This is a genomic window from Metabacillus sp. RB-C-LZQ-3-1, assembly GCF_058315175.1.
In genome coordinates this window covers 274,908-295,514 of the sequence record NZ_JBZFLI010000002.1, presented here as the reverse complement: position 1 = coordinate 295,514, position 20,607 = coordinate 274,908, and the positions used below count along the sequence as shown (strand labels likewise).

The following is a 20,607-nucleotide window of genomic DNA, read 5'->3' as shown; positions in this document are numbered from 1 at the left end:
CCTTGTTATTTCTTATTCAACTATTCTTCCGATAGTTCGATAACTTACGTTTCCATTTCTACAATTAAGGCAATAATTCCTCCAATATAACCGAAGAAGAAGATTATTTTGTTATTATCAAAGACCTGGGATTTATATGAATCCGATAAAAGGATTGAAGGATCTCCCCTCAGACATTAAAAGCATATAAACTTCAGTCTAAGCTACTTATCCAATACTTTAACGATGTGAATATTGAATCATTGACGACTGAGCGAGTGAAAGAATACTTGGCAAAATCCAGTGAACACCTTTGTATCTCTTGATAAAAATTGTATTAATTGGTCAAATCGTTCCGCCATTGTGCTTGGGAAGGGTGATAAGGAAAGGGAGGTCTACTTTAATATACGGTGTGAAATATGGCTTAAGCGATACTTAGACCTTCGGCAAGATAAAGAGATAAAGACCCTGCTATATTCGTTACTGAACGGAAGCCACACAGAATGAGTATTGGACAAATGAGGTATGTCATAAAGCGAATATCCAGTCGGTCAGGAACCAACAAAGAAATTCATCCACACCAACTGCGCCACAGCTATGCCACACACCTATTGAACAACTGAGCTCGCATTGATGTTATTCAAAGTTTACTGGGGCACGAAAAAAGCGATACAACAAGAATTTATGCTCAGCTAAGTGGAAGCGTTAGAAGAGACTTTTACAGAAAATATTTTTAAAATGGATAGTAAAAGGCAACGGATATACTCCTCTGCCTTTTCACTATCGCACCCTTTAGTTGAAGAAGGACGATCACCATTTTTGTGGAAATCGTCTTTTTTTTAATTTCCTGCTGAACAGTATTGTTGTACTGCACAGCTGGAAAGCTGTTCTTCTTAAAGAAAAGCACCCTACAGATCAAAAAGAGATAGTGGGTTAATCCTTTACATCTTCCTTGCATATTTCACTAACTAGCTACCATAACGTGTTGTTTTTTTATTTTGCGGTCCAAGCCTATTACAATTTTTATATGAGGCTTTGAATTCCTTTATTCTTTGTATCAAACCCTCATGAATCTTTCAGAGGTAACTAATTATTATGTCGTTTGTTAACTTCAATCTTAATGAACTCCGGCAAATAGCTGGGAGTACATCCTTTTGCTACTATTTCATCTTTGTAAAGACCCGTTTTCTCTCCAAGTTTAATACAACGTGCACGATTCTTTTCATCATAAACGCCTATCCAGCCTGCGGTGAAATTCATAGCCCATTGAACTTCCGGTTCTTCCTGCATAATATTAGCTTCTAATGCAGATAGCAAATCTTCGGTGTTATCAGACGGTGTTTGTCCAGTCCATCTCAATCGCCCTTGATAATACCAGAATTCTCGCCTTTGAAGAGCAGAAGGACTATTTTCCCATGACTCCATCAATGCAATTGTCTTCTTGTCTTTGGTGAGCTGATTAGCCATTAACCAATCCATTAAGTTATTTCGCTCATCAAAAGTATGAGTCTGTATATCCTTATCAAGCTTATTTAGCACATCTTGTAAAAGAAGTTTTTTGTCCATAATTAAGATTGCTAATAGTCTAGGGAAAAACTCTTCGGTTGACCATAGTTCCATAGCTAGTTCGTGATCTTTTTTAATGTCCTTCGCGATTTTTCGTAAGTCGCCTAGCTTAGTTTTACTATTGATCTGAGATAGAATGTTTTCTGCTTTTAAAGAGCGTTTTATTTCTGTACCTTTATTTTCATTCATTTTATACAACTCCTTTATTAAAGCACTGTTTTAATATGTACTTGACGGTATATATCAAGAACTCAATTTCGTTATAAGTCGTATTGCAGTGGTGTCCCTCCAAAGTTTACCTTTTTTAATATTGTAGCATATATCATATTAAAGCTTTCTCCACCTATTATAGAAGAGCAACGATCTTTAATTTACTTCCTTTTATTTGGATACGAAAAGAGCATTCAAGCTGCCGCAGCAACCCTTATTAAAGGCAAGCTATTCATTAACTATAAAACAAAAACGATGACCTAAACAAATTTACTTTTGTTCTTTTCTAAAATAACTGTACCAAGGCTATCCTATGAAGAATAAAGGTGTTATCAACAATGTGATAAAACTCTCTGTTTTTAACCATTAAAAATAACAAATGCCATGAGAATCATAAAAACTAATAGTCTTAATGCAAAACATCGTTTCATTGCAAACTTAGGAATTTTTTCCCCTCCAATAGCATTCTTCTCACTTAAAGAATCACCAATATTTTACTATGAAAACACTATCCTTGTTGAAGAAAACTGCTCCGTTAGCTCAATAAGAAAAAGCGATTATTCTTCTTGAACAATCGCAGCCTTTAGTTTAAGTGCAATTCTTTACAAACTTGAACAAGAAAATTATCTCTAAAGCTAACTTTTAAATATTTTAGAGGAATTAAACAGAAAAAAAGCAATCCATTATTGGTGGATCGCCTTTTTCCGTATAGGTTTAGTTGAATGAACCATTATTTAATGGAGGTAATATGCTCCTCTAGACGATCCCAAGTTTCAGTAATTCCTTGTTCCATTCCCATATCTAGGACGGTTTTTAGTGCTTCTGCAGAAGTATATACTGCACGATTAATAAGCCTTGTCTTTCCTTCATAATCTTCAAATGATAAGGTGATGTGAGTTGAAGGCATGTCATCGTTTTCATTACCCTCAGCATCTGAAAAATAGTCAATATAAACGATCTTTTCATCCTGAATGATTTCTTGATAAACCCCTTTACCCCAAGCTTCAGATCCAAAAAAATCTCTTTGATTCTCATCAATACACTTCATACAATAATGCCAGATTCCACCTACTCTAAAATCAACGTTACATACGGTAAGAACCCAACCACGCGGTCCCCACCACTTCTTTAGATGTTCTGACTCCGAAAATGCTTTGAATAATAATTCCTTAGGTGAATCAAACTCACGTTCAAGAACAAGTACGTTATCCACTACTTTTTTGATCATTTTAGTTGACATATAAATTCCTCCAAAGATTATTTTTAATAATACCATCTGCGGTATATCCCATATCCTTTACTTGTGAAGTGTCTGGATTTAAGCAATTTGAAAGTATGATAATATCCTTTTTACCCTGACATTTACATTTACCTGCCAAACTTGTAAATTATTTATCCATTATTCTCAACTGTTCTTCAAGGCGATCAAGTGTCTGGTTTGCTCCTTCAATGGCTCCATACTCTTTAACCACTTTTTCTCGAATTTCTTCAGTAGGGAAGATCAATCGCATTGTAAGGATTGTTTTATTGTCCTGCTCGACAAAACTAACTATTGTTTGGAATTGCCCTGGATCATCTTCGATATCATCACTGGATGTGTAAACAAGACGCTCTGGCTTTACAATTTCACGAAAGGAGATCTTGTTTGGATAATCAACGCCATCCGGTCCTTTCATAATGAATCTCCAGATACCACCTGGCCTTATATCAATTTCAGATGTCCTTATTGAAAAACCTTTTGGCCCCCACCAGTTTACTACGTGTTCTGGTTCCGTCCACGCTTCCCAGACAGTTTCTCTCGGTGCATTAAAAATTCGATTGACAATTAGTTCTGGTCCCTTAACTTCCACGGTGGTCTGTTTATTCGCATTTATTTCTACCATATGAATCCTCCATCATTCACTATTTTTATTTTCCATCTTTTTTTGCATTACCTTTAAATAATCGTCCAAGTTGTCAAATCTTTCTTCCCAAATTTGACGATAAGATGCCAGCCATGAGTCCAATTGGATAAATGGCTCAGAACGTAATTTGTAAATACGACGATTCGCATCTGCTTGTGCTTTAACTATTCCGGCCTCACTAAGAACACGGAGGTGTTTAGATGCTTGTGGCTGACGAATTTGTAAACGTTCTGCAATTTCCCCAACAGTAAGGGGACCTTCTCGTAATAGTTCAACAATCTGTAAACGATTGGGTTCGGCAAGAGCGCTCAATGTTGTCGTATCCATATATAGAACCTACCCCTATCCATAAAACAGCTGAATTTTATTATAACTATACTCTTGGTAATAATCTGAAACATGTATTCAGTCTCAATAACCCTCCCAACTTGCATACACTCCTCGAGAAATGAACTTATACTTTGGAGTTCTAACATGTGTTTTCGTATTCCTCAAAAAGAATATACCACATTAGGAATATACCTGTAAAGGAATATTATAATTATTTTCTTGTTATTTTTAATTCATTAAGGCATTTTTATTCCTTTTAAAAGAAAAAGTGTAATGTAACTAAATGCAGCCGTTACTGCTAGGTTTAATTTATATTTTTCTGCACCTTCGATAAGCATTCCTATTTTAGGCTTTCTACAAATACAGTCTTCATTGTGACTATGTGGACAAATAAAAGTATCATCGAAACCAAATATGGTATGTTTGTTAATAAAATCTTGTGGAGTTGCTTTTCCTTCAGATATTCCTGGTTGATTGGTAAATGAGAATACTTTAATCCCATCTTTCTTTAATTTGCTTATTAATTCTTGAGAATGAAAAAATAATTCAAATGTTCCTGGATAGTGTACAGTGTCATCACCACCAATTGTTCCATCACGGTCTAAAAATATAGCTTCTATTTTCGAATATTATTCATTAAAATGAACTCCTCACCCAATAAGAATCAATTATTTAATATTAAATCAACTTCAACGAACCTGCCTGTTCGTTATAGTACATACTTTACAATATCTTCCTAATTTCAACATAACCGTCATCCTTGTTTTTCTAAAATTATTGGCTTAAATTGAAATAAGCACCTCTCCTTATTCCAGAAAGGCGCTTTATGGTTGAAGATCACTGTTCAAAAAATTTGAGCCAATTTATAAATTACATATAAATTTTATGAGAAACATAGTAATTGTATATTATAGAATTATCTTAAATGAAAGGTGTTAATGAGAGTTGGAGTTAGTATGTCAATGTTGAATCCTGCTGGAATACTAATATTCACTTTAATTATTGCAGCATTAATAGGTATTGTATTTATTAAACGATTAAAAAATGAAAAATGAGCGCTTATCCTTTTCCAGGATTGCGCCCTTTAATGGAATAACGAAAAATTGAAAAACGGATGCAAATTAGCTTATTTTTCTTCCATTTGCGCCTTTTTTAGCAAAGAAGAAAAGTTACTTAATTCTAAACAAAATCTGGATTACTTAAATCATTATTTTTAATGACTACATCCGCATTTAATTGAGGTGAATGTTGCTCTAAATAGATTTTCGAAGCTGCATGATACCTTTTAATGAACATTTCTTCGGCTTCTTCATAGCTTCCAAAAGCTTGTTCTTCCCGTTTTGCACCTCTTTTTCTCGCTAAATCAAAGTCAGTATTAACGAATATTTTAAAATCATAAAGGTCACACAAATCCTGCTTGAATAAAAATGTCCCATCTACAATTAAAATCATTTCCTTGGTTGCTACTTTTACTTCTGTATCAACATACTCATCCTTTGCTAAATCTAAAGAGGTGGTTTGGTAATGAAGGTTTCCGTTCGGTCCTAGAGGAATTAAAAGCTTTTTCTTAAAGAACTCGTAATCATGGGCATCCTCGTAATAGCCAATAGCTGATTCCTTCCCCTTCCTGTAACGAATGTCTCTTGGGTTATGAAAATTATCTATACTTGTTCTAATAACCTTCTTTTTTCTGCATGCAAGTTCCTCAGCAAGCTCATTAGCGAGTGTTGTTTTTCCCGATGCTGTTATTCCACTAACTCCCACTCGTACGGGATGGTTTATTCTTAAACTCAATATTCTATTTGCTAAATCAGAAATAAGTTTGCTCCTTAACATATAAGCTCCTCCCCAAGTTAGCCTTTTGTACTTCGTCTATCTATAAATATGGAAAACCCATTGTTAATTGAATAACTTAAAGCTTCGATTTACTCTGTAATATTCCTTCCCTTATTCCATAATCTGGTACGATGGTGGAATAAAAAAAATGGATTAAATCTTTTATAATTATGAATTTTGGTTGACGATATATTACATTTATTTTGCTATAAAATATAAAAACCACGAAGATAAATTCATTCGCCGTGGTTTAGTAGTGTAATTCATTTAATATAATTATAAGTTTACTTATTTATATGATATCTAACCTTTCGCAAGTAAATGACACATAGTCACCTTCATTTATATCTCCTGGAATCAGACTACTGTCTAATACGAATAATAGTTCTCCTAATTTTACAATTTCATTATTTTTATCAATTAGTTGTCCTGTTAATAGATAATTAAAATTATTACCTAATTTGACAACTTTATATTTATTTTCTACTACTTTTCTTATTTGAGTAACATCATAACAATAGATTGGTTCCTTAAGTGAACTTCCTACATCATATTGCAATGGATGTGCAAAACACTTTACCCTATGTTCACCATCAGAAACTTCAACTTCTGCCTCTAAAATTTCTTCTGAATGCCATTCTATTTTGGATATTTTCATCTATAATCTCCTTCACTTTATTCCCAAACTTGGTGCTTTATTGGAAAGTTCCTTTGCAGTTTTAACATGGAAAGTAGTTATACTTCAATCGAAGATTCCCATTGCTGCTTGTTCAAGTAAAGCGCCCTTTTCTGGAATAACTAAAATGTGATTTCCACTCTTAAAATCAATTAATGATATTTGAAAATGTCAAAGATCAAAACCTTTGATATGAATGGTTCTTATATTAGAGATTATGTGAACTAAGAAATAAAAAACAAGAAATCACTTTATACTACTGGATATAAACATTGAGGCATCCTGATTCATAAAAATACGATTACCATGAAAGAATGTCTTAATTTCAATTGATTTAAATCCAACTTCGGATAATATTTTTTTCAGTTCTTCATGTGAAAAACCGTTATGAACTTTCGGATGATTTATTTTATCGTTTTTGTCAAAATCAATAATAATTAGCTTGCCATCATTATTTAAAATGTTGAACAGTTCTTGTAAAATTTTTTTAGTATCCGGAATATGAAGAAGGACTAGTGACATTAAAATTATGTCCGTCTTAAGTTCAGGAGTTTCTTGAGTAAAATCTGAATAGAGTACTTTTGAGTTGGTATTTCCTGTGTGAGAAATTTTAGCTTTCGCAACCTCCAACATTTGTTTCGATGAGTCTACCAACAAAATAGAATCTACTAAATCTGATAATTCTAAACTAATTAGACCAGTACCACTCCCATAGTCTATTAAAGTTTTTGATTTACTATTTCGTAATTGTGGTCTTACTTCCTTAACTATAACTTTTGCTAATTCAATTCTTTCTTCTGTATCATATCTTCTTGCCATCTGTTCAAAAACGTTATTTTCCATACTCCACACCTCCAAATCCCTATTTAGTAAAAATTAAACCTATATAGTGGTCATTATAGCAAAAATCAAATAAATTATTTGGAATTGCATCATAATCTTTCATTGAACAGCCATGTAGGTTCTATGTCTCCATCAAATAGTTTTTGCACCAGCCCCCCTTTTTTATCACAAAGCACCATGTTAACATAAATATCCAGATATATTTAAAAGTCTTACTTCATTAAATAGCCCGATTGATGAACAAGTTCCAGCTATTTTATCGGCATAAAAAAAGTCCTTTAACCGAAGTCCTCTCATGTGTTTATTCAATTGAAGCGCCCAACTGTGGTAGATCTTTAATAAAATAAAGCAGTCCTTCATATTGAAGAATCGCTCCTCTTTCACTGAAAATAGTTATTGAAGTAATGCACCTGTATGAAAATTAAAAAGTTTTTTTATGAGTTTGCAGTAATAAATGGCAAAAGCAGTTTTTATACTACAAATAAGACACCTAATAATATAGGTGCCTCTACTCACTTTTAAGTTTTGGTTTCCAATTCAAGTTCGGTTTTTTACCGAATCTACTATCTAATCCCCAATAAAATTCGTAGCCATTTTGATAAATAGTTTCATTAATGTTTATATCCTCAGTGTGCAATAGTACGTCAACGAGTATCATGAAAATAGCATTGTACTTATAATCTGTATCATAATCGAACTCTCCATAATATGTATGAGCTTTCCATTTAACTTTTTTCTCTCTTTTTAACCGTCCAATTTGATTATTACCTTTAAAAATGGAATATGTGTCACCCTTTAAACCACTTCGATGATAATAACAACTAAAATTGAAATTATTAATATTTATGAAAAACTTTTCTTGAATGAAACTCTTAGGAGCGTTTATTTCCCCTATAATTTCCCCTTCCTCTTCTATTAAAAAGGTAACTGAATTAAACCAAGAAATTATCGGTAGCTTTTCAATAAAATGGGATAATTTTCCTCTTTCTATTATATTTATAATTACTTTGCTGTTTTCATCAGTTAATGTAATTATCCTTTTTTCAAGTGCTACCCTTCTATTGGCAGTACCATAAAGAGTCTTATTATCAAGAGTAAGATTGTAAGTATGGGACCATTTCCCAACTTCTTGCATCATGTTTACATTCATTAAATTTACGCTCCATAAATTAAATAAAATATTACATTACTAATTAGGGAAAATGTTTTTCGGAAATTAGTCGTTTTCCCCAAATTTTTAGATAATAATTTCATTTTAACATTTAAAAGAAAGTAACATTTTACTTTTTTGTTATTCAAGTAAACTACCAATTTACTTGAATAAGAAAAAGCGATACTCTTTGTTTAAATATTGTACCCTTTAGTTGAGTATCGCTTTTTATTTGGATGATTTCCATAATCCTCCTGAACCAGGTATAAAACCGCAAGTTTTGTAGAATTTTGTATTACTTTCCTCATAGGATACAGTTACAATTCCCAGTCCAAAGCGTTCTGCTTCTCGTAACAATTCCTTTACCAAATTAACTCCAATCCCCTTTTTTTGATACTCAGGATGTACGATAATATCTTCCATATATCCATGTTCCAAGCCCATTCCACAAACATACCCAAATGCTATAAGTTTATTATTCTTAGCTCTAATCCCAGCCAAAAAATTACAACGTTCAAATAAAGCAGGATAATCTTTATCACGTCTTCCCCATCCAACACTCTCTCTTAAATCTGGTACCTCATTATTAGATACTGGAAGATTTATAATAACTTTGTAATCCATTATTTTTTCTCCTTTGCCTTTCTAACCCCTTTATTATTTACTATTTCAATACGATATAGTCCTAATCCTTCTTTAACTAAACTGCACTGTTAGTCAAATAAGAAAAATACCTTGCTCCTTATTGAAGCAAAGCATACGTTACTTTAAGTCAAATAGTTCACAACATTTTCATTTAACTGAAACCTTCTTTAAGTTGAAAATTGAAAATTTTTTTTACTTTCAATAATATATTGAAATCCATATAACAAATTAAACTCAGTGCTGCCGTTATCAAGGTTATTGTAAAAGCTTCGGTGGAGTATTTTTATGTGCTTTATTCTGAACTTCTGCAAAAATGTCCTCCTGGCTTTCGTCCTTATACTGTTTGTTTATCAAGTTTAAAATTTCGTTTATACGAGTAAGTTGCGAATTGCTAGGTATTAAATTAATCAGTGTTTGTTTAAAATCCTCAAATTCTTTTTTCGTTATGGGCTGAGCATCCTGTTTCAATTCAAAACCTAATTGACCATTTGGTTCTAGCGTTGCCCATTTTACTTCACTTATTTTTGATACACTGTTTTGTCTGAGTTTCATTTCAAGTTGGTCCACCGATAACCTAAGTTTCCTCAAGTTTTTTTCATTCAAAGTTCCATTATCAATTAACACCTTTGCTTTACCAGTAATCATTTTTTCAAAACTGTCAGATTTCATTTGTATAAATTCCAATACTAATAGTGTTCCGACAAGAACACCACCATTCAAAAAGGTTGTCCAAATATTTTTTCCTGCCACAGGTTGAATAAGCAAAGTCCCAATAGCAATCATAAGAACAGTTTCAGCCAATGTCATTTGTGAAATTGTTTTCCTACCTGCAATTCTCAAAAGTACGGTCCCTGCAAGAATGATTAATATCGCTTTCCAAATATAATCCCATTCCATAAAAAATAACCACCATTCGTTTGAAAAGATTTGATGATATTCTTTCCCAACTTATCCTTTATTATCCATTAAAAACCACCGTTATTGCCAAATATATGATTACAATATAAATTTTATATTATATTCTTCATCCCTTTTCTAAAAAGGGGTTTTATTTTAAAATAAATTAGAACAAGTTTTAGATTCTATTAAATCTACAAAATAATCCTTCATTAATTAATCAATTATTATTATGAGGTGATTTCATGATACAGCGATTTACATTAGGGCATGTACAGATGAACAGACAGAGAAAGGATATTCAATTCGAAAGCAAACAGACCGCTAGTCGATTAAAAAAAGGGATTATTTTTCTTGAACAATCGCACCTTTAGTTAAGAATAAGGGTTAAATTATTTTCTTTATAACTTCTACTAATTCATCCCTTGTACCTGACAATTTATTTTTTAAACATTCATTGTTTGAAGGGGTTTCTAAATAAAAATCAGCAAATGACTGATTCTTATACCTTGGCACAACGTGCATATGAAAATGGGATAATTCGCTAAATATTCCTCCATTTTGACAGATTGTTATTCCATCAGGTTTATATAGTGCTTTTATAGCTTTTGAAAGTAACCTTGATGCCTGTATAATGGCGTTTGCGGTTTCTACATCTAGCTCATCAACATCTTCATAGTGTTCTTTCGGTAGTATCATAACGTGCCCTTCATTAAAAGGGTCATGGTCTAAAATGCAACAAACAAAGATATTTTCGTAGACTACATTTACAGGAATCATCTTATTAGCTAAACTGCACCCAAAGCATTTCACACTATCACCTCTATATTGTATTTCTATTTATGAAAAGGAATTCCCTTCTATATCTAAAAACCCTTATATGTAATAAAGCGATACCCCGTTATTGAAGTATCTCTACACTTTAGCTTTTGAAGTATTCTTCTTTCAAAATAGAGAATATCTTTGTATCACGAAACTCACCTTTAATAAATTCGTTTTTTCTTAGAGTACCTTCAAAACTCATTCCAATCTTCAACATTACTTTTTCAGAACCAATATTATCAATATCACATCTGCCTTGAATTCTCTTCAAATCAATTTTTTCAAAGCCAAACTTGATTAATTCTTTAATTGCTTCAGTTGCGAAACCTTTGCCCCAATAGTTTCGATTTAAGACGTATCCTATTTCAGCGTTACTATGTTCATTAGACCAATCAATAAAAGAACAAGTACCGATTACCTTTTTGTTTTCTTTAAGAATTATGGCCCAATCTCCAGATTGACCTTTTTTATCATTCTCAACAACTACACTAACAAAATTATTGAACGTTTCTTCTTTTGATCTATTCACTTCCCAAGTCATATGGTGAGCAACTTCCGGGTCAGATGAAAACTCAAATATATCATCAAGGTCATTTAATTCTATTTTTCTTAACAACAGACGGTTGGTGTCAAAAGTAGGCAAACCTATTAAAAACTCATCTATATTCATAAGATTCCCCCTTTAATAAATAGTGTTATTAGTAATTTTTTGCTATTCTCCTTATCTTCATTATTACGTTTCATTAAATACCCTCCAAATAAATTAAAATATCCTTTTTAAACTATATTCATCCTTATTCTGGTTTATCCTTTTAAAACAAACCTGCTTCCCTAGACCAATAAGAAAAATGCCTTGCTCCTTTTGGAAGCAAAGCACCTATGAGTTGAAGAAGAACTTCCTTTTTGTTCAATTAGTTTCCTTAGCTTTTAAGTTTTGCTTCGTATAGTAAACATACTCAATTCCTTCACAAACAGTTAAATTTCCATCTAAGACATTGGTTTCCGAAAACACAAGACTCTTTAATTTGTTTAGCTTTGGTACAAAGCTGAGTGAAAGTATATCTCCACAGGATAAAATTTTAAGCTTTTCAAGTTCCTTCAAATTCTGGATAGGAGAGAAGTCAACTACGCTTTTACAATTCTCAAAAAACAATTCAGTAATGGATGCCGTTACATCTTGCAATGATGTTATATCCTTTAATGTTCTTAAATAGTACAATCCAAGGCTTCTTAAATTTTCTATTCCTTCAATCCCCTCAAGAGTATCAATTCTTGATTGTGTTAAACTTATTACATTTAAACTTTTCATATTCTTAAATTCATTTAGGTTTCTTGATTTTGGTTTATAGCCCCACAATTCCACCTTTTTTAATCTTTTTAATTTATTAATACCAAAGGTGTTTTTCGGTAATTCTCCATACAATTCCTCTAAATTCTTTAACTCATCGATTCTAAATTCTGCCTTGGTTGTAGTTTCATTTATTGACAATACTTTTAATTTTGTTATGTCATAAATTCCACTAAGGTCTTTTATAAAATGATTAAGAATCGACAACTTTTCAATTGATAAACACTCCTTTAGGAAATTTAAATCATCCCAATCAAAGTCATCTATATCTACATTCTTTACATTAAACTCATTTATATATTTAACACTCTCATTAATTGCATTAGAATCCTTGATGATAACTGTATCATCATTTGACTCTTTCCTAACACAGACATTTCCTATTTTTAAAATTGGCATAAATACCTCCATTTGTAGTAAATTCACTTATCAGAAATGGCTTATAAAAATAATTATTTCTATCCTTAATATTATTTACCTTCTTCTGCTAACCTGCACTGTTAGTATAAGAAGAAAATAGCGATCCCTCGTTATGAAGAATCGCTGCCCTTAAGTTCAATAAGCATACGTTAGAATTTCAATTGAGATACTAAAAACACTTGTAATAGTATACTAAAAATTATGGCAAAAATTTTAATCCCGAGGTAATTTTTCTTTGCTAAAAACTGTATGAGACCTTTTGATATATCCAACCACAACAACCAAACCCAAAATACCTATATATGGATTGAAATAATTTAATTTCTCATTACTCCAATTTGTATCAATAAAACTATAAAAGAACAGAAGAAGAAAAGTATAAGTTCCAATTACGAATATAGCCTCTTTAATTACTCTAAATTTCATATTATACCTACTTTTCTATTTTCTCTATATTATATTTATAACTTTAAATAATTTCTTTTTTTAGAAACTAGATCATTAAGAATAAAATATACAGCAGCCTTTATTTTAAATTCAAGCTATTATTACTTACATTTATTAATTAAACAAAACTTATTATTAAAGAAATTTTATCCGTGCCAAACACCGGTTCTCTTATCCTAATGTTATGAATGGAAAATTGTCTTTTTCACCTGTATAGGGCAAAGTATCCTTATAGATCCACACTGAATCACCTTATCAATCCAAGTTTCTATTTCACTATCATCAGGGTAAGGGCTTTTATTCCAGTTTTCTAAAAATAATTCTTCCCAATTATCTTTTATGGGTGCATTCACAGAAAGGTAACTAGCGATCAAACAATTTTCCTTCTTCATTGTTATTCATTTCTTTATATTCCTCTATAACATTCCAAATCTCTTCTGCAGTTAGATTATCCTAATAATTCTCAGCCCAATTAACTCCCTTTGCATAACCATAATTAGAGCTACCCATATATTCATCAAATATGTATATCCTCAACGCTTCCTTTAAAAGTTCCATTTCTTCTTGGGAAACACTATCCAGTTTAAGTGTTGAAGTGGAGTTATTACCAATATTCTTTTCTTGTTTTTCTTCAAGTGTTGCTTCAGCGATTTCTACTATATCTTCTTTTTCTGAAAGATCAATAGCCCCTGTAGAAATTTCTTTAATAGACTTATCATTTATTAGCTCATTGCCATCGTTATCGTTAGAGTCAACAATATGGGAAATATACGAGCACCCAGATAGTGTTACAAATAAAAAGAAGATTCCAAAAAGATACAGACGGCTTATTTTAGCATCTCCTTTTATGCTTTGTTAAACATGACTATTCCCTGTTCAGAAATTAGCTAAAACTATTATAACTTCTTTTTCAACTCAACAGCACTTTTTAGATCAATAAGAACAAAGCGATTATTCTTCTTGAACAATCGCTCCTCTTTAGTTCAATAACTTAATGCTGTTACACTCATTATTGTCTAAATTATCAATATAATGTAATTGTTATACAACCGTGTTTTTAGCATTATTTCCATCTTTTCTTTTTTTACTAAACCCACGCAATTCAAAACAAAAACAATACAAAAGAAAGGCATTAAATAATAAGCCAACCATTCCATTATTTTTAATCCTTCTTTAAAACTCAAGCGACGACTTCTTCCTCTTTTCGATAAACACCGTTCTTAAACAAACCTACTCCGTTAAATGAAAAAAAGAAGGTGCAATATAATAGGTAAAAACAAAAATCACTTCCAACCTGCAACGTTCGAGAAAGTTTCATAATCACAACCTGCTAAATATTCAAATTCTTTTCCAGTTCTCCTATGATATGCTTCAGATGCTAGAGACAGTAATAGTTCAAAAGAGTTATCCTTCGGCATATTTTGGGGATTCTGAAGACAGTCATCAAAATATTTTTTACCCGCAGCAATCACTGCACACCTAATATACAAGAATGAATCCACAGAAAAATGCTTTTGAGATATTTCATTATATGAATATTCTCCTATGTTTATGGCGTGCTCTTTAGTGTCTAATAAATATAGTTTATAAGACAATGCTTCTTCAAACTCTTTAATGTCCTTTACACTCATTTTTGCCAGTGAATTAACAGCAGGTTCTATTATTTTTTCTTCATTATTTTCATCATAATTAAGTAGGGAAATAATTGACCAGAAGGTTTCATCCTTCATCATTTTTTTAGGTTTTTGTGGTTTATTATGATATTCTTCTTTGATTTTTTCTTCACCTTCCCTAATTTCCTTCTCAAAGTTTTCTCTATCATTTTCCCACCTCCACTCTAAAAAGACTGCGATTCCAACAGATTTGTCCCATTTCCCACCGAATGAGTTACATATTATTTTTCTTTTATTATCCGTAAAAGGAATATTCCCAATGTATATAACCTCTTTAGGTACCTTCCCTTCAACCCATATCAATGCACGACTATTATTGAAAAAAAAGCGATTTTGTAGAAGAATATCACCTAAAACTTCATTTTCAATAGGTGGGATTTCTGTTCCAATATATGGGGTTGTGATAATAAGATAAGAATTCTCAATGTGGTCAGCAACTCTTATAGCCCCATATCTACCATCGGGTAAACTTACAGCAAAAACGTCACCTATTGATATTATATTTTTGAATTTTCCCTTAGCCATTTTGATTCTCCCTGGAATATATTACCTTAATAATTAATTAAGTAGAGTAGTTTTTTCAACTTTACTTTACCTAAACTTCGTTAGTACAAAAAGAAAAAGGATTACCGAAGCAACCCCCCTTGTTCCATAAAAGCACCCTTTAGCTCTATTTTGACTAATCACTTCACCAAATGTTCCTTATTAAGCGAATTATCATTCTTGGTATAAACATTATGATGTTCCAAACCACTTCAAATATAAACTCAACAAGGGTATCTTTAAAAAAGCCGTTTCTATTTCTTTTTTTATTTTTCAACTTATAACTCCTAAATACTTTGTTTAACTCTTCTGACTAAGAATAACAAATTTAATTTCTTTAAATAGATTCTACTTTTATTTTCTAATTCCTTCTTCCTTTAACCTGCTTCGGTAGTAGAATAAGAAAAATGACTTGCTCTTTATTGAAGCATAGTACCCGTTGGTTGAATAAGAATATTTATTGATATTCATTTAACTGAATGGATATGTAATTAGTTTTAGAGTAGTTGATCAAAGCAACTTCATTATTCGATAACCACTTTAGTTCCCCTAAATGACGTCGAAATATTAATTCATCTGGCATCTCAGATGCTATTTTTTTTCGGGTTATCTCTTGTCCATTCTTATCCTTGACTATCAAATATATATCACAGGAATATAAACCGTGTTCTATTAAAACTTCTGCTTTATAGTTTCGATTTTGGCTACTCTTTGGTTTTTTCCAAACATAGTTAGTGTTGTAACCAGATTCTTTTACACAGTTATAAGCATCATCGAACGGAGAGGAGTCCCAGTTATTCAGTTCAACTACTTTATCAATACCTTGCTTCAACTTATCGAGTATTACTACTTTTTTCTCTTCGTTATCTAATTTCAAAAATCCACTTACATCATAGAGAATTTCTATATCGCAAAAACCACCTTCAACGATCAAGTTTGGCTTTGGAAATTCCTTCATACAGAAGACATTAATTTGTTTAATATCGGTTGTATGAAACTTCGAAAAACATCTCTCGTAAAGTGATGTTACACATCTTGATTGAAACGACAAATTTTTATGTACCTCTGTTATTCCCTGATCTTCATTTGCGTATAAAAGAAAATGTCTTAAGATCATTAGTCATCACCCAATGATAATTTCTATACAAAGTATCTTTACTCCTTCTTCCCCATTCAATCTTTGAAAACTATGAGAATACCGCAATTTTACGTGCAATAGATTCTGTTAAACGAGATGCTACTTTTGGAACAGCCCATTTAATTATTGGTGTTAACACCGCACCCGATAATCCGCCTGCATGGACTTCCACTGTACAAGTCATAGTTGTTTTACCATTAACATCTTCTGCAGTAAAGTGACCGCTTCCTGTAAAATTATCTGATAAGCCTTTTAGTTCAAACTTAATATTTGAAGGTTCATTCCATTCGGTAATATCTACCTGCGCTTGTATTGTTTTTTTAATACCTTTGACACTACCTTCAAATATCCAAATAGATTGCATGTCATTTATGATTTCATGTTCTTTATAGGCTGGCACTGTCGTTGCCCATTTTTCAAGATCACTGACATAATCCCAAACTGCTTGTACATCTACTGGAATTTCTACTATATGTGTTCCCGTCGCCATTAAGATTCCCACTTTCACTAGCATGATTTGTAAATTTACATTTCTTCAAAATATTATTATTACATAAAAGACATAAACATACATCACTAATTATACAAGAACGTAACTGCTCTTGGGGCTTGATCCCGTCAACTAAACTGTTTGTCCCCTACTTGTAGAATCACTATTGAGGCTGGTTGGGTCTAGGATATCAGAAGAAGAAAAGATCTGTATTTTTTCTATATAAGTAATTAAATACAATATAAATTTTATATTATTCTCCACCTTTTCTAAATAAGAGGTTTTATTTTAAAACAAAAAAAAACAATTGTTCTTTTTCGGTGTTTTGATATTAGAAATAAATCTACAAAAAATTCCTTTATTAATTAATCAATAATTATTATGAGGTGTTTTCATTCGTACAGCTATTTATATTAGGGTAAGTACAGGTGAACAATCAAAGGAAGGACATTCCATCCAAGCACAAACGGATCGTGTAAAAGCCTACTGTGTTTCTCAAGGATGGACTGTAATTGATTTCTTTATTGATGATGTTATATAAGTGCCAAAGATATGAAAAGGCCTGATCTAAAGCGAATGCTAAAGTGTATCGAACAAGGATTAGTTGATTGGTTTTAGTCTATCGTCTGGATCGACTTACACGATCAGTCATTGACTGATATACTCCTTGAAATATTTGATAAATACAATTGTAAATTTTAAATTGCTACTGACGTATACGATACTACTTCAGCTATGGATCGTATGTTTATTACAATCGTTGCTGCTCTCGCTCAATGGGAACACGAGAATCTTTCAGAACGCGTTCGTATCGGTATGGAGCAAAAGGCTCGTGAAGGAAAATGGGTTATGATATTCCCCTTTATGTTTTAAGAAGAGTTTCTCCATAAATCTTTCAGACATACTTTTTTGATCACACAGTTTTAGCCTCTTCCTCATTAATTTAAATCGTTCCTATCTTGGATTCGTGGCGGCTCTTCAATTAAATAAATTCTCACCATAAGCTTGGGAGAGCTATACTCTACACCTTCTAACTTATTTGTCATCATTATATTTTCATTAAATTTAAGGTTTTCTACATAAAAGGAACTATTATGCAATAAATGGATTTAATTTCCAGTTCTTCATCAACTAAAGCATGCTTTAAAAACTAATCATTAGGACAAAGATAATAGAGATTAGTTTAGGGGGTGCTTTTATGAATTACAACGAGTATTGGAATAAAATATATGAGGAAAAAAATGAACTAAATTCAATATATAATTCCTACTGGAATGAATATTCTAATTTAGGAACTTGGCAATTTTGGATGGTTATTTCATTATTAGTTATTCCTCTAATTATACTTTACTTTAAAGTAGATCGTAAAAGGATATTTGAGTTATTTTTCTTTGGTTACACAATTCATATGCTTTGGACTTATATTGATATTGCTCTTGGAAGAAACGCTTACTTAATTCATAAATATTTTTTGACACCTTTATTACCAAACGCAACAAATATCACTGCATCAGTATTACCAGTAGGTTTCTTGCTTATATACCAATTTTGTGCAAATAATAAAAAGAATTTCTACTTGTATTCATTAATATTAAGTGCTTTATTTGCATTCGTATTCGCTTCAATTGAGGAGTATTTGGGATTTGTGGAATTTAGAAAAGGAATGAATCAATTTTTCCTATTTCTATTAGATATAGGAATAGTATATACTTCTTACTGGTTTACAAAGTTAATCCTTATACTAAAAAGTAGTGGTAAATAATAAAGTGTTATTGAACTAAGGGTGAGAAAGTTTAACAAAAGAATAACATATGCATAGTCGTATAATCACGACTGGCTGGTCCGTACATCTACTACGGCTACTTCAAGTATAGTACTAAAAACGATCAACTATAAAAACTGGCTAACCATAAAAAGTCCTGCCCGATATCAGAGTTGTACAAAATCTAAGCTTGAATGTTGATTTTTATAGTAGTTTGGATTCATTAGTTCCTTTTTAATATAGAAAGCGTAAAAATCCTATGATAGCAAGGATTTTTAACGGCTTGACTTTCAGCAACATAGTTTAATAATAGAGAAGAGTTGCAAAAACGCATGATATTTTTTCGTGTCATGCGTTTTATAATAAGGTGTGATATATTATTTCCGCCAAAAGTTCGTATATTCTGCTTTATCCTGAATATTAAATTCAATCATTTTCTCAAGCAATTCGTAATTTACCGGCTCATTCCACGGAATTCGAAATAAGCCTTTCGTAGCGGTGTAGCCAGCTTGTTTAATGTCATCAGCAAAGTGCGAAATGCCTACTTCTTCGGGTGAAACACTTAAATGATGCTTTGCTGTGGAAAAGCCAATGATAAATGTGCCATGATCGGAAAACATTGGCGTATTCCACTTGATTTGAGGTTCTAAATTTGGGAACTTTTCCGCAACCCATGCTAATATTTCCTCTGTTCGGTTGCGATGGTCGGGATTATCAATACCTGCTAAATATTTTAAAAAAACTTCCATGTTTTCCTCCTTCAATATTATGCGATTGTCGCCAATATTCAATTCTTAGCCTTAACTTTAATATTAATTAAAATGATCCTCTCTAGCAATTCATAATGAACTTGTTTAGATAATTGATCGTTTTCACAGGAAGTAATATCAAAGAATTAGTTGGTGTTTCCTACATCCTTTACTATTAGCCGTTCTTGATTAAATCCAAATCGAATATTACATTAAGTCCGTTAATTTATCGCACCTAATACTTCCATTAACATCTCTTTAAATGCATTTCGATCAATTCCTTCACTAACTCGAACATTTTTTTTACGCCCTAAACGATTATTAACATCCACAAGACTGTAACCTCTTGTTAGTTCACCGGCTGTTTCTACATCTACATGATAAAAATTCGATTTTGTCATTATTTCTTCATTTGCTGCAACAGCAGCCAGCAGTGTATCTGGATGTGTCGTTCCATTTAATTTGTGAACACTTTTATTAAATTTCATCACAACTTTATTGACATCTTTAAAAAATTGCGAACCTTTTGTGGCCAAACCTTCGATCTCAATATGATCATGATCATCCATAATTGAATATTGAGTGCACATTTCCCACCCAACCATTGTGATTGGAATACCTGAATGAAGAACAATTTTTGCTGCTTCAGGGTCTACGTAGAAATTGTACTCTGCGCTCGGTGTAATATTTCCTAACGTATTATTTGTACCACCCATAATATACAGATGCGGAATTTTGGAAACAATGGTCGGATCTTTTTTGATCGCCATTGCAATATTTGTTAACGGTGCAATCGCTAATAAATGGATTTCTCCTGGATTTTTGAGAACTGTTTCGATCATAAAATCAACTGCATATCCATCTGAAGGAGATTGGACCGCTTTTTCAAAAAATGAATCCCCCATTCCATCCTTACCATGTACATCCTCAACTGTGCGATGCTGATTTTCACCGAGCCCCATTAATGGCCGTTTATACCCTTTATAAACTGGTACTTGTCCACTCTTTCCTGCAATTTGAACAGTGTAAAGTGCATTTTCAACCTGCTGATCAAATTGAACATTTCCACCCGTTACCATGATACCTTCTACTTGAAAATAGTGAAGGGCTGTTAATATTGAAATTGTATCATCTCCGGCAGTATCGGTATCAATAATGACTCGTTTTTTTTCTATCATT

The 20,607-nt window shown here is 32.1% G+C and carries 20 protein-coding genes and 2 pseudogenes; 3 read left to right on the top strand and 19 right to left on the bottom strand.

The window, feature by feature from the left end:
- Positions 1-108: 108 nt before the first annotated feature.
- Positions 109-716, top strand: a pseudogene (locus AC4GZ8_RS04810) (tyrosine-type recombinase/integrase).
- Between the two features lie 349 nt (positions 717-1,065).
- Here the strand turns inward: AC4GZ8_RS04810 and AC4GZ8_RS04805 are convergent.
- The 17 genes from AC4GZ8_RS04805 to AC4GZ8_RS04725 form a co-directional block, all read right to left on the bottom strand.
- Positions 1,066-1,734 (bottom strand): DNA alkylation repair protein, encoded by a 669-nt coding sequence (locus tag AC4GZ8_RS04805; protein WP_491080669.1) that lies wholly within the window; start codon positions 1,732-1,734, stop codon positions 1,066-1,068.
- A gap of 751 nt (positions 1,735-2,485) precedes the next feature.
- Positions 2,486-2,995, bottom strand: a complete 510-nt coding sequence (locus tag AC4GZ8_RS04800) for an SRPBCC domain-containing protein (RefSeq protein ID WP_491080668.1) — start codon at positions 2,993-2,995, stop codon at positions 2,486-2,488.
- Between the two features lie 148 nt (positions 2,996-3,143).
- The gene (locus AC4GZ8_RS04795) at positions 3,144-3,638 is read right to left on the bottom strand and encodes an SRPBCC family protein (protein ID WP_491080667.1); all 495 of its coding nucleotides are present in this window, start codon (positions 3,636-3,638) and stop codon (positions 3,144-3,146) included.
- 12 nt (positions 3,639-3,650) lie between these two features.
- Positions 3,651-3,986, bottom strand: a complete 336-nt coding sequence (locus AC4GZ8_RS04790) for an ArsR/SmtB family transcription factor (protein ID WP_491080666.1) — start codon at positions 3,984-3,986, stop codon at positions 3,651-3,653.
- A gap of 239 nt (positions 3,987-4,225) precedes the next feature.
- Positions 4,226-4,600, bottom strand: coding sequence for an HAD-IIIA family hydrolase (locus AC4GZ8_RS04785; protein ID WP_491080863.1), 375 nt, complete (start codon positions 4,598-4,600; stop codon positions 4,226-4,228).
- A 568-nt stretch (positions 4,601-5,168) separates the two neighbouring features.
- Complete coding sequence (locus AC4GZ8_RS04780; protein ID WP_491080665.1) at positions 5,169-5,825, bottom strand: hypothetical protein; 657 nt, start codon at positions 5,823-5,825, stop codon at positions 5,169-5,171.
- 292 nt (positions 5,826-6,117) lie between these two features.
- On the bottom strand, positions 6,118-6,483 hold the full coding sequence (locus AC4GZ8_RS04775) for a UCP019853 family protein (RefSeq protein ID WP_491080664.1): 366 nt from the start codon (positions 6,481-6,483) through the stop codon (positions 6,118-6,120).
- A 264-nt stretch (positions 6,484-6,747) separates the two neighbouring features.
- Complete coding sequence (locus AC4GZ8_RS04770) at positions 6,748-7,344, bottom strand: class I SAM-dependent methyltransferase (protein WP_491080663.1); 597 nt, start codon at positions 7,342-7,344, stop codon at positions 6,748-6,750.
- A 508-nt stretch (positions 7,345-7,852) separates the two neighbouring features.
- Positions 7,853-8,494 carry a hypothetical protein gene (locus tag AC4GZ8_RS04765; protein WP_491080662.1) on the bottom strand — a complete coding sequence of 214 codons (642 nt, stop codon included), beginning with the start codon at positions 8,492-8,494 and terminating at the stop codon, positions 7,853-7,855.
- A 228-nt stretch (positions 8,495-8,722) separates the two neighbouring features.
- A complete protein-coding gene (locus tag AC4GZ8_RS04760; protein WP_491080661.1) occupies positions 8,723-9,118 on the bottom strand; it encodes a GNAT family N-acetyltransferase in 396 nt (131 codons plus the stop codon).
- Between the two features lie 276 nt (positions 9,119-9,394).
- Positions 9,395-10,036 (bottom strand): DUF421 domain-containing protein, encoded by a 642-nt coding sequence (locus AC4GZ8_RS04755; protein ID WP_491080660.1) that lies wholly within the window; start codon positions 10,034-10,036, stop codon positions 9,395-9,397.
- A 387-nt stretch (positions 10,037-10,423) separates the two neighbouring features.
- Positions 10,424-10,816 carry an HIT family protein gene (locus AC4GZ8_RS04750; RefSeq protein ID WP_491080862.1) on the bottom strand — a complete coding sequence of 131 codons (393 nt, stop codon included), beginning with the start codon at positions 10,814-10,816 and terminating at the stop codon, positions 10,424-10,426.
- A gap of 142 nt (positions 10,817-10,958) precedes the next feature.
- Positions 10,959-11,528 carry a GNAT family N-acetyltransferase gene (locus AC4GZ8_RS04745; RefSeq protein WP_491080659.1) on the bottom strand — a complete coding sequence of 190 codons (570 nt, stop codon included), beginning with the start codon at positions 11,526-11,528 and terminating at the stop codon, positions 10,959-10,961.
- A gap of 237 nt (positions 11,529-11,765) precedes the next feature.
- The gene (locus AC4GZ8_RS04740) at positions 11,766-12,605 is read right to left on the bottom strand and encodes a leucine-rich repeat domain-containing protein (protein WP_491080658.1); all 840 of its coding nucleotides are present in this window, start codon (positions 12,603-12,605) and stop codon (positions 11,766-11,768) included.
- Positions 12,606-14,356: 1,751 nt separating this feature from the next.
- Positions 14,357-15,271, bottom strand: coding sequence for a DUF4240 domain-containing protein (locus AC4GZ8_RS04735; RefSeq protein WP_491080657.1), 915 nt, complete (start codon positions 15,269-15,271; stop codon positions 14,357-14,359).
- A 475-nt stretch (positions 15,272-15,746) separates the two neighbouring features.
- Positions 15,747-16,406, bottom strand: coding sequence for a hypothetical protein (locus AC4GZ8_RS04730; RefSeq protein WP_491080656.1), 660 nt, complete (start codon positions 16,404-16,406; stop codon positions 15,747-15,749).
- A 70-nt stretch (positions 16,407-16,476) separates the two neighbouring features.
- Positions 16,477-16,917 carry an SRPBCC family protein gene (locus tag AC4GZ8_RS04725; protein WP_491080655.1) on the bottom strand — a complete coding sequence of 147 codons (441 nt, stop codon included), beginning with the start codon at positions 16,915-16,917 and terminating at the stop codon, positions 16,477-16,479.
- A gap of 394 nt (positions 16,918-17,311) precedes the next feature.
- Here AC4GZ8_RS04725 and AC4GZ8_RS04720 point away from each other — a divergent pair.
- Both AC4GZ8_RS04720 and AC4GZ8_RS04715 read left to right on the top strand, forming a co-directional pair.
- Positions 17,312-17,787 (top strand): annotated as a pseudogene (locus tag AC4GZ8_RS04720) (recombinase family protein); the annotation flags it as partial.
- 328 nt (positions 17,788-18,115) lie between these two features.
- Positions 18,116-18,679 (top strand): hypothetical protein, encoded by a 564-nt coding sequence (locus AC4GZ8_RS04715; RefSeq protein WP_491080654.1) that lies wholly within the window; start codon positions 18,116-18,118, stop codon positions 18,677-18,679.
- A gap of 377 nt (positions 18,680-19,056) precedes the next feature.
- Here AC4GZ8_RS04715 and AC4GZ8_RS04710 read toward each other — a convergent pair whose 3' ends face one another.
- Positions 19,057-19,428: an iron chaperone gene (locus AC4GZ8_RS04710; RefSeq protein WP_491080653.1), complete on the bottom strand. Its 372-nt coding sequence runs from the start codon at positions 19,426-19,428 to the stop codon at positions 19,057-19,059.
- A 221-nt stretch (positions 19,429-19,649) separates the two neighbouring features.
- Positions 19,650-20,606: a nucleoside hydrolase gene (locus AC4GZ8_RS04705; protein ID WP_491080652.1), complete on the bottom strand. Its 957-nt coding sequence runs from the start codon at positions 20,604-20,606 to the stop codon at positions 19,650-19,652.
- Between the last annotated feature and the right edge of the window lies 1 nt (position 20,607).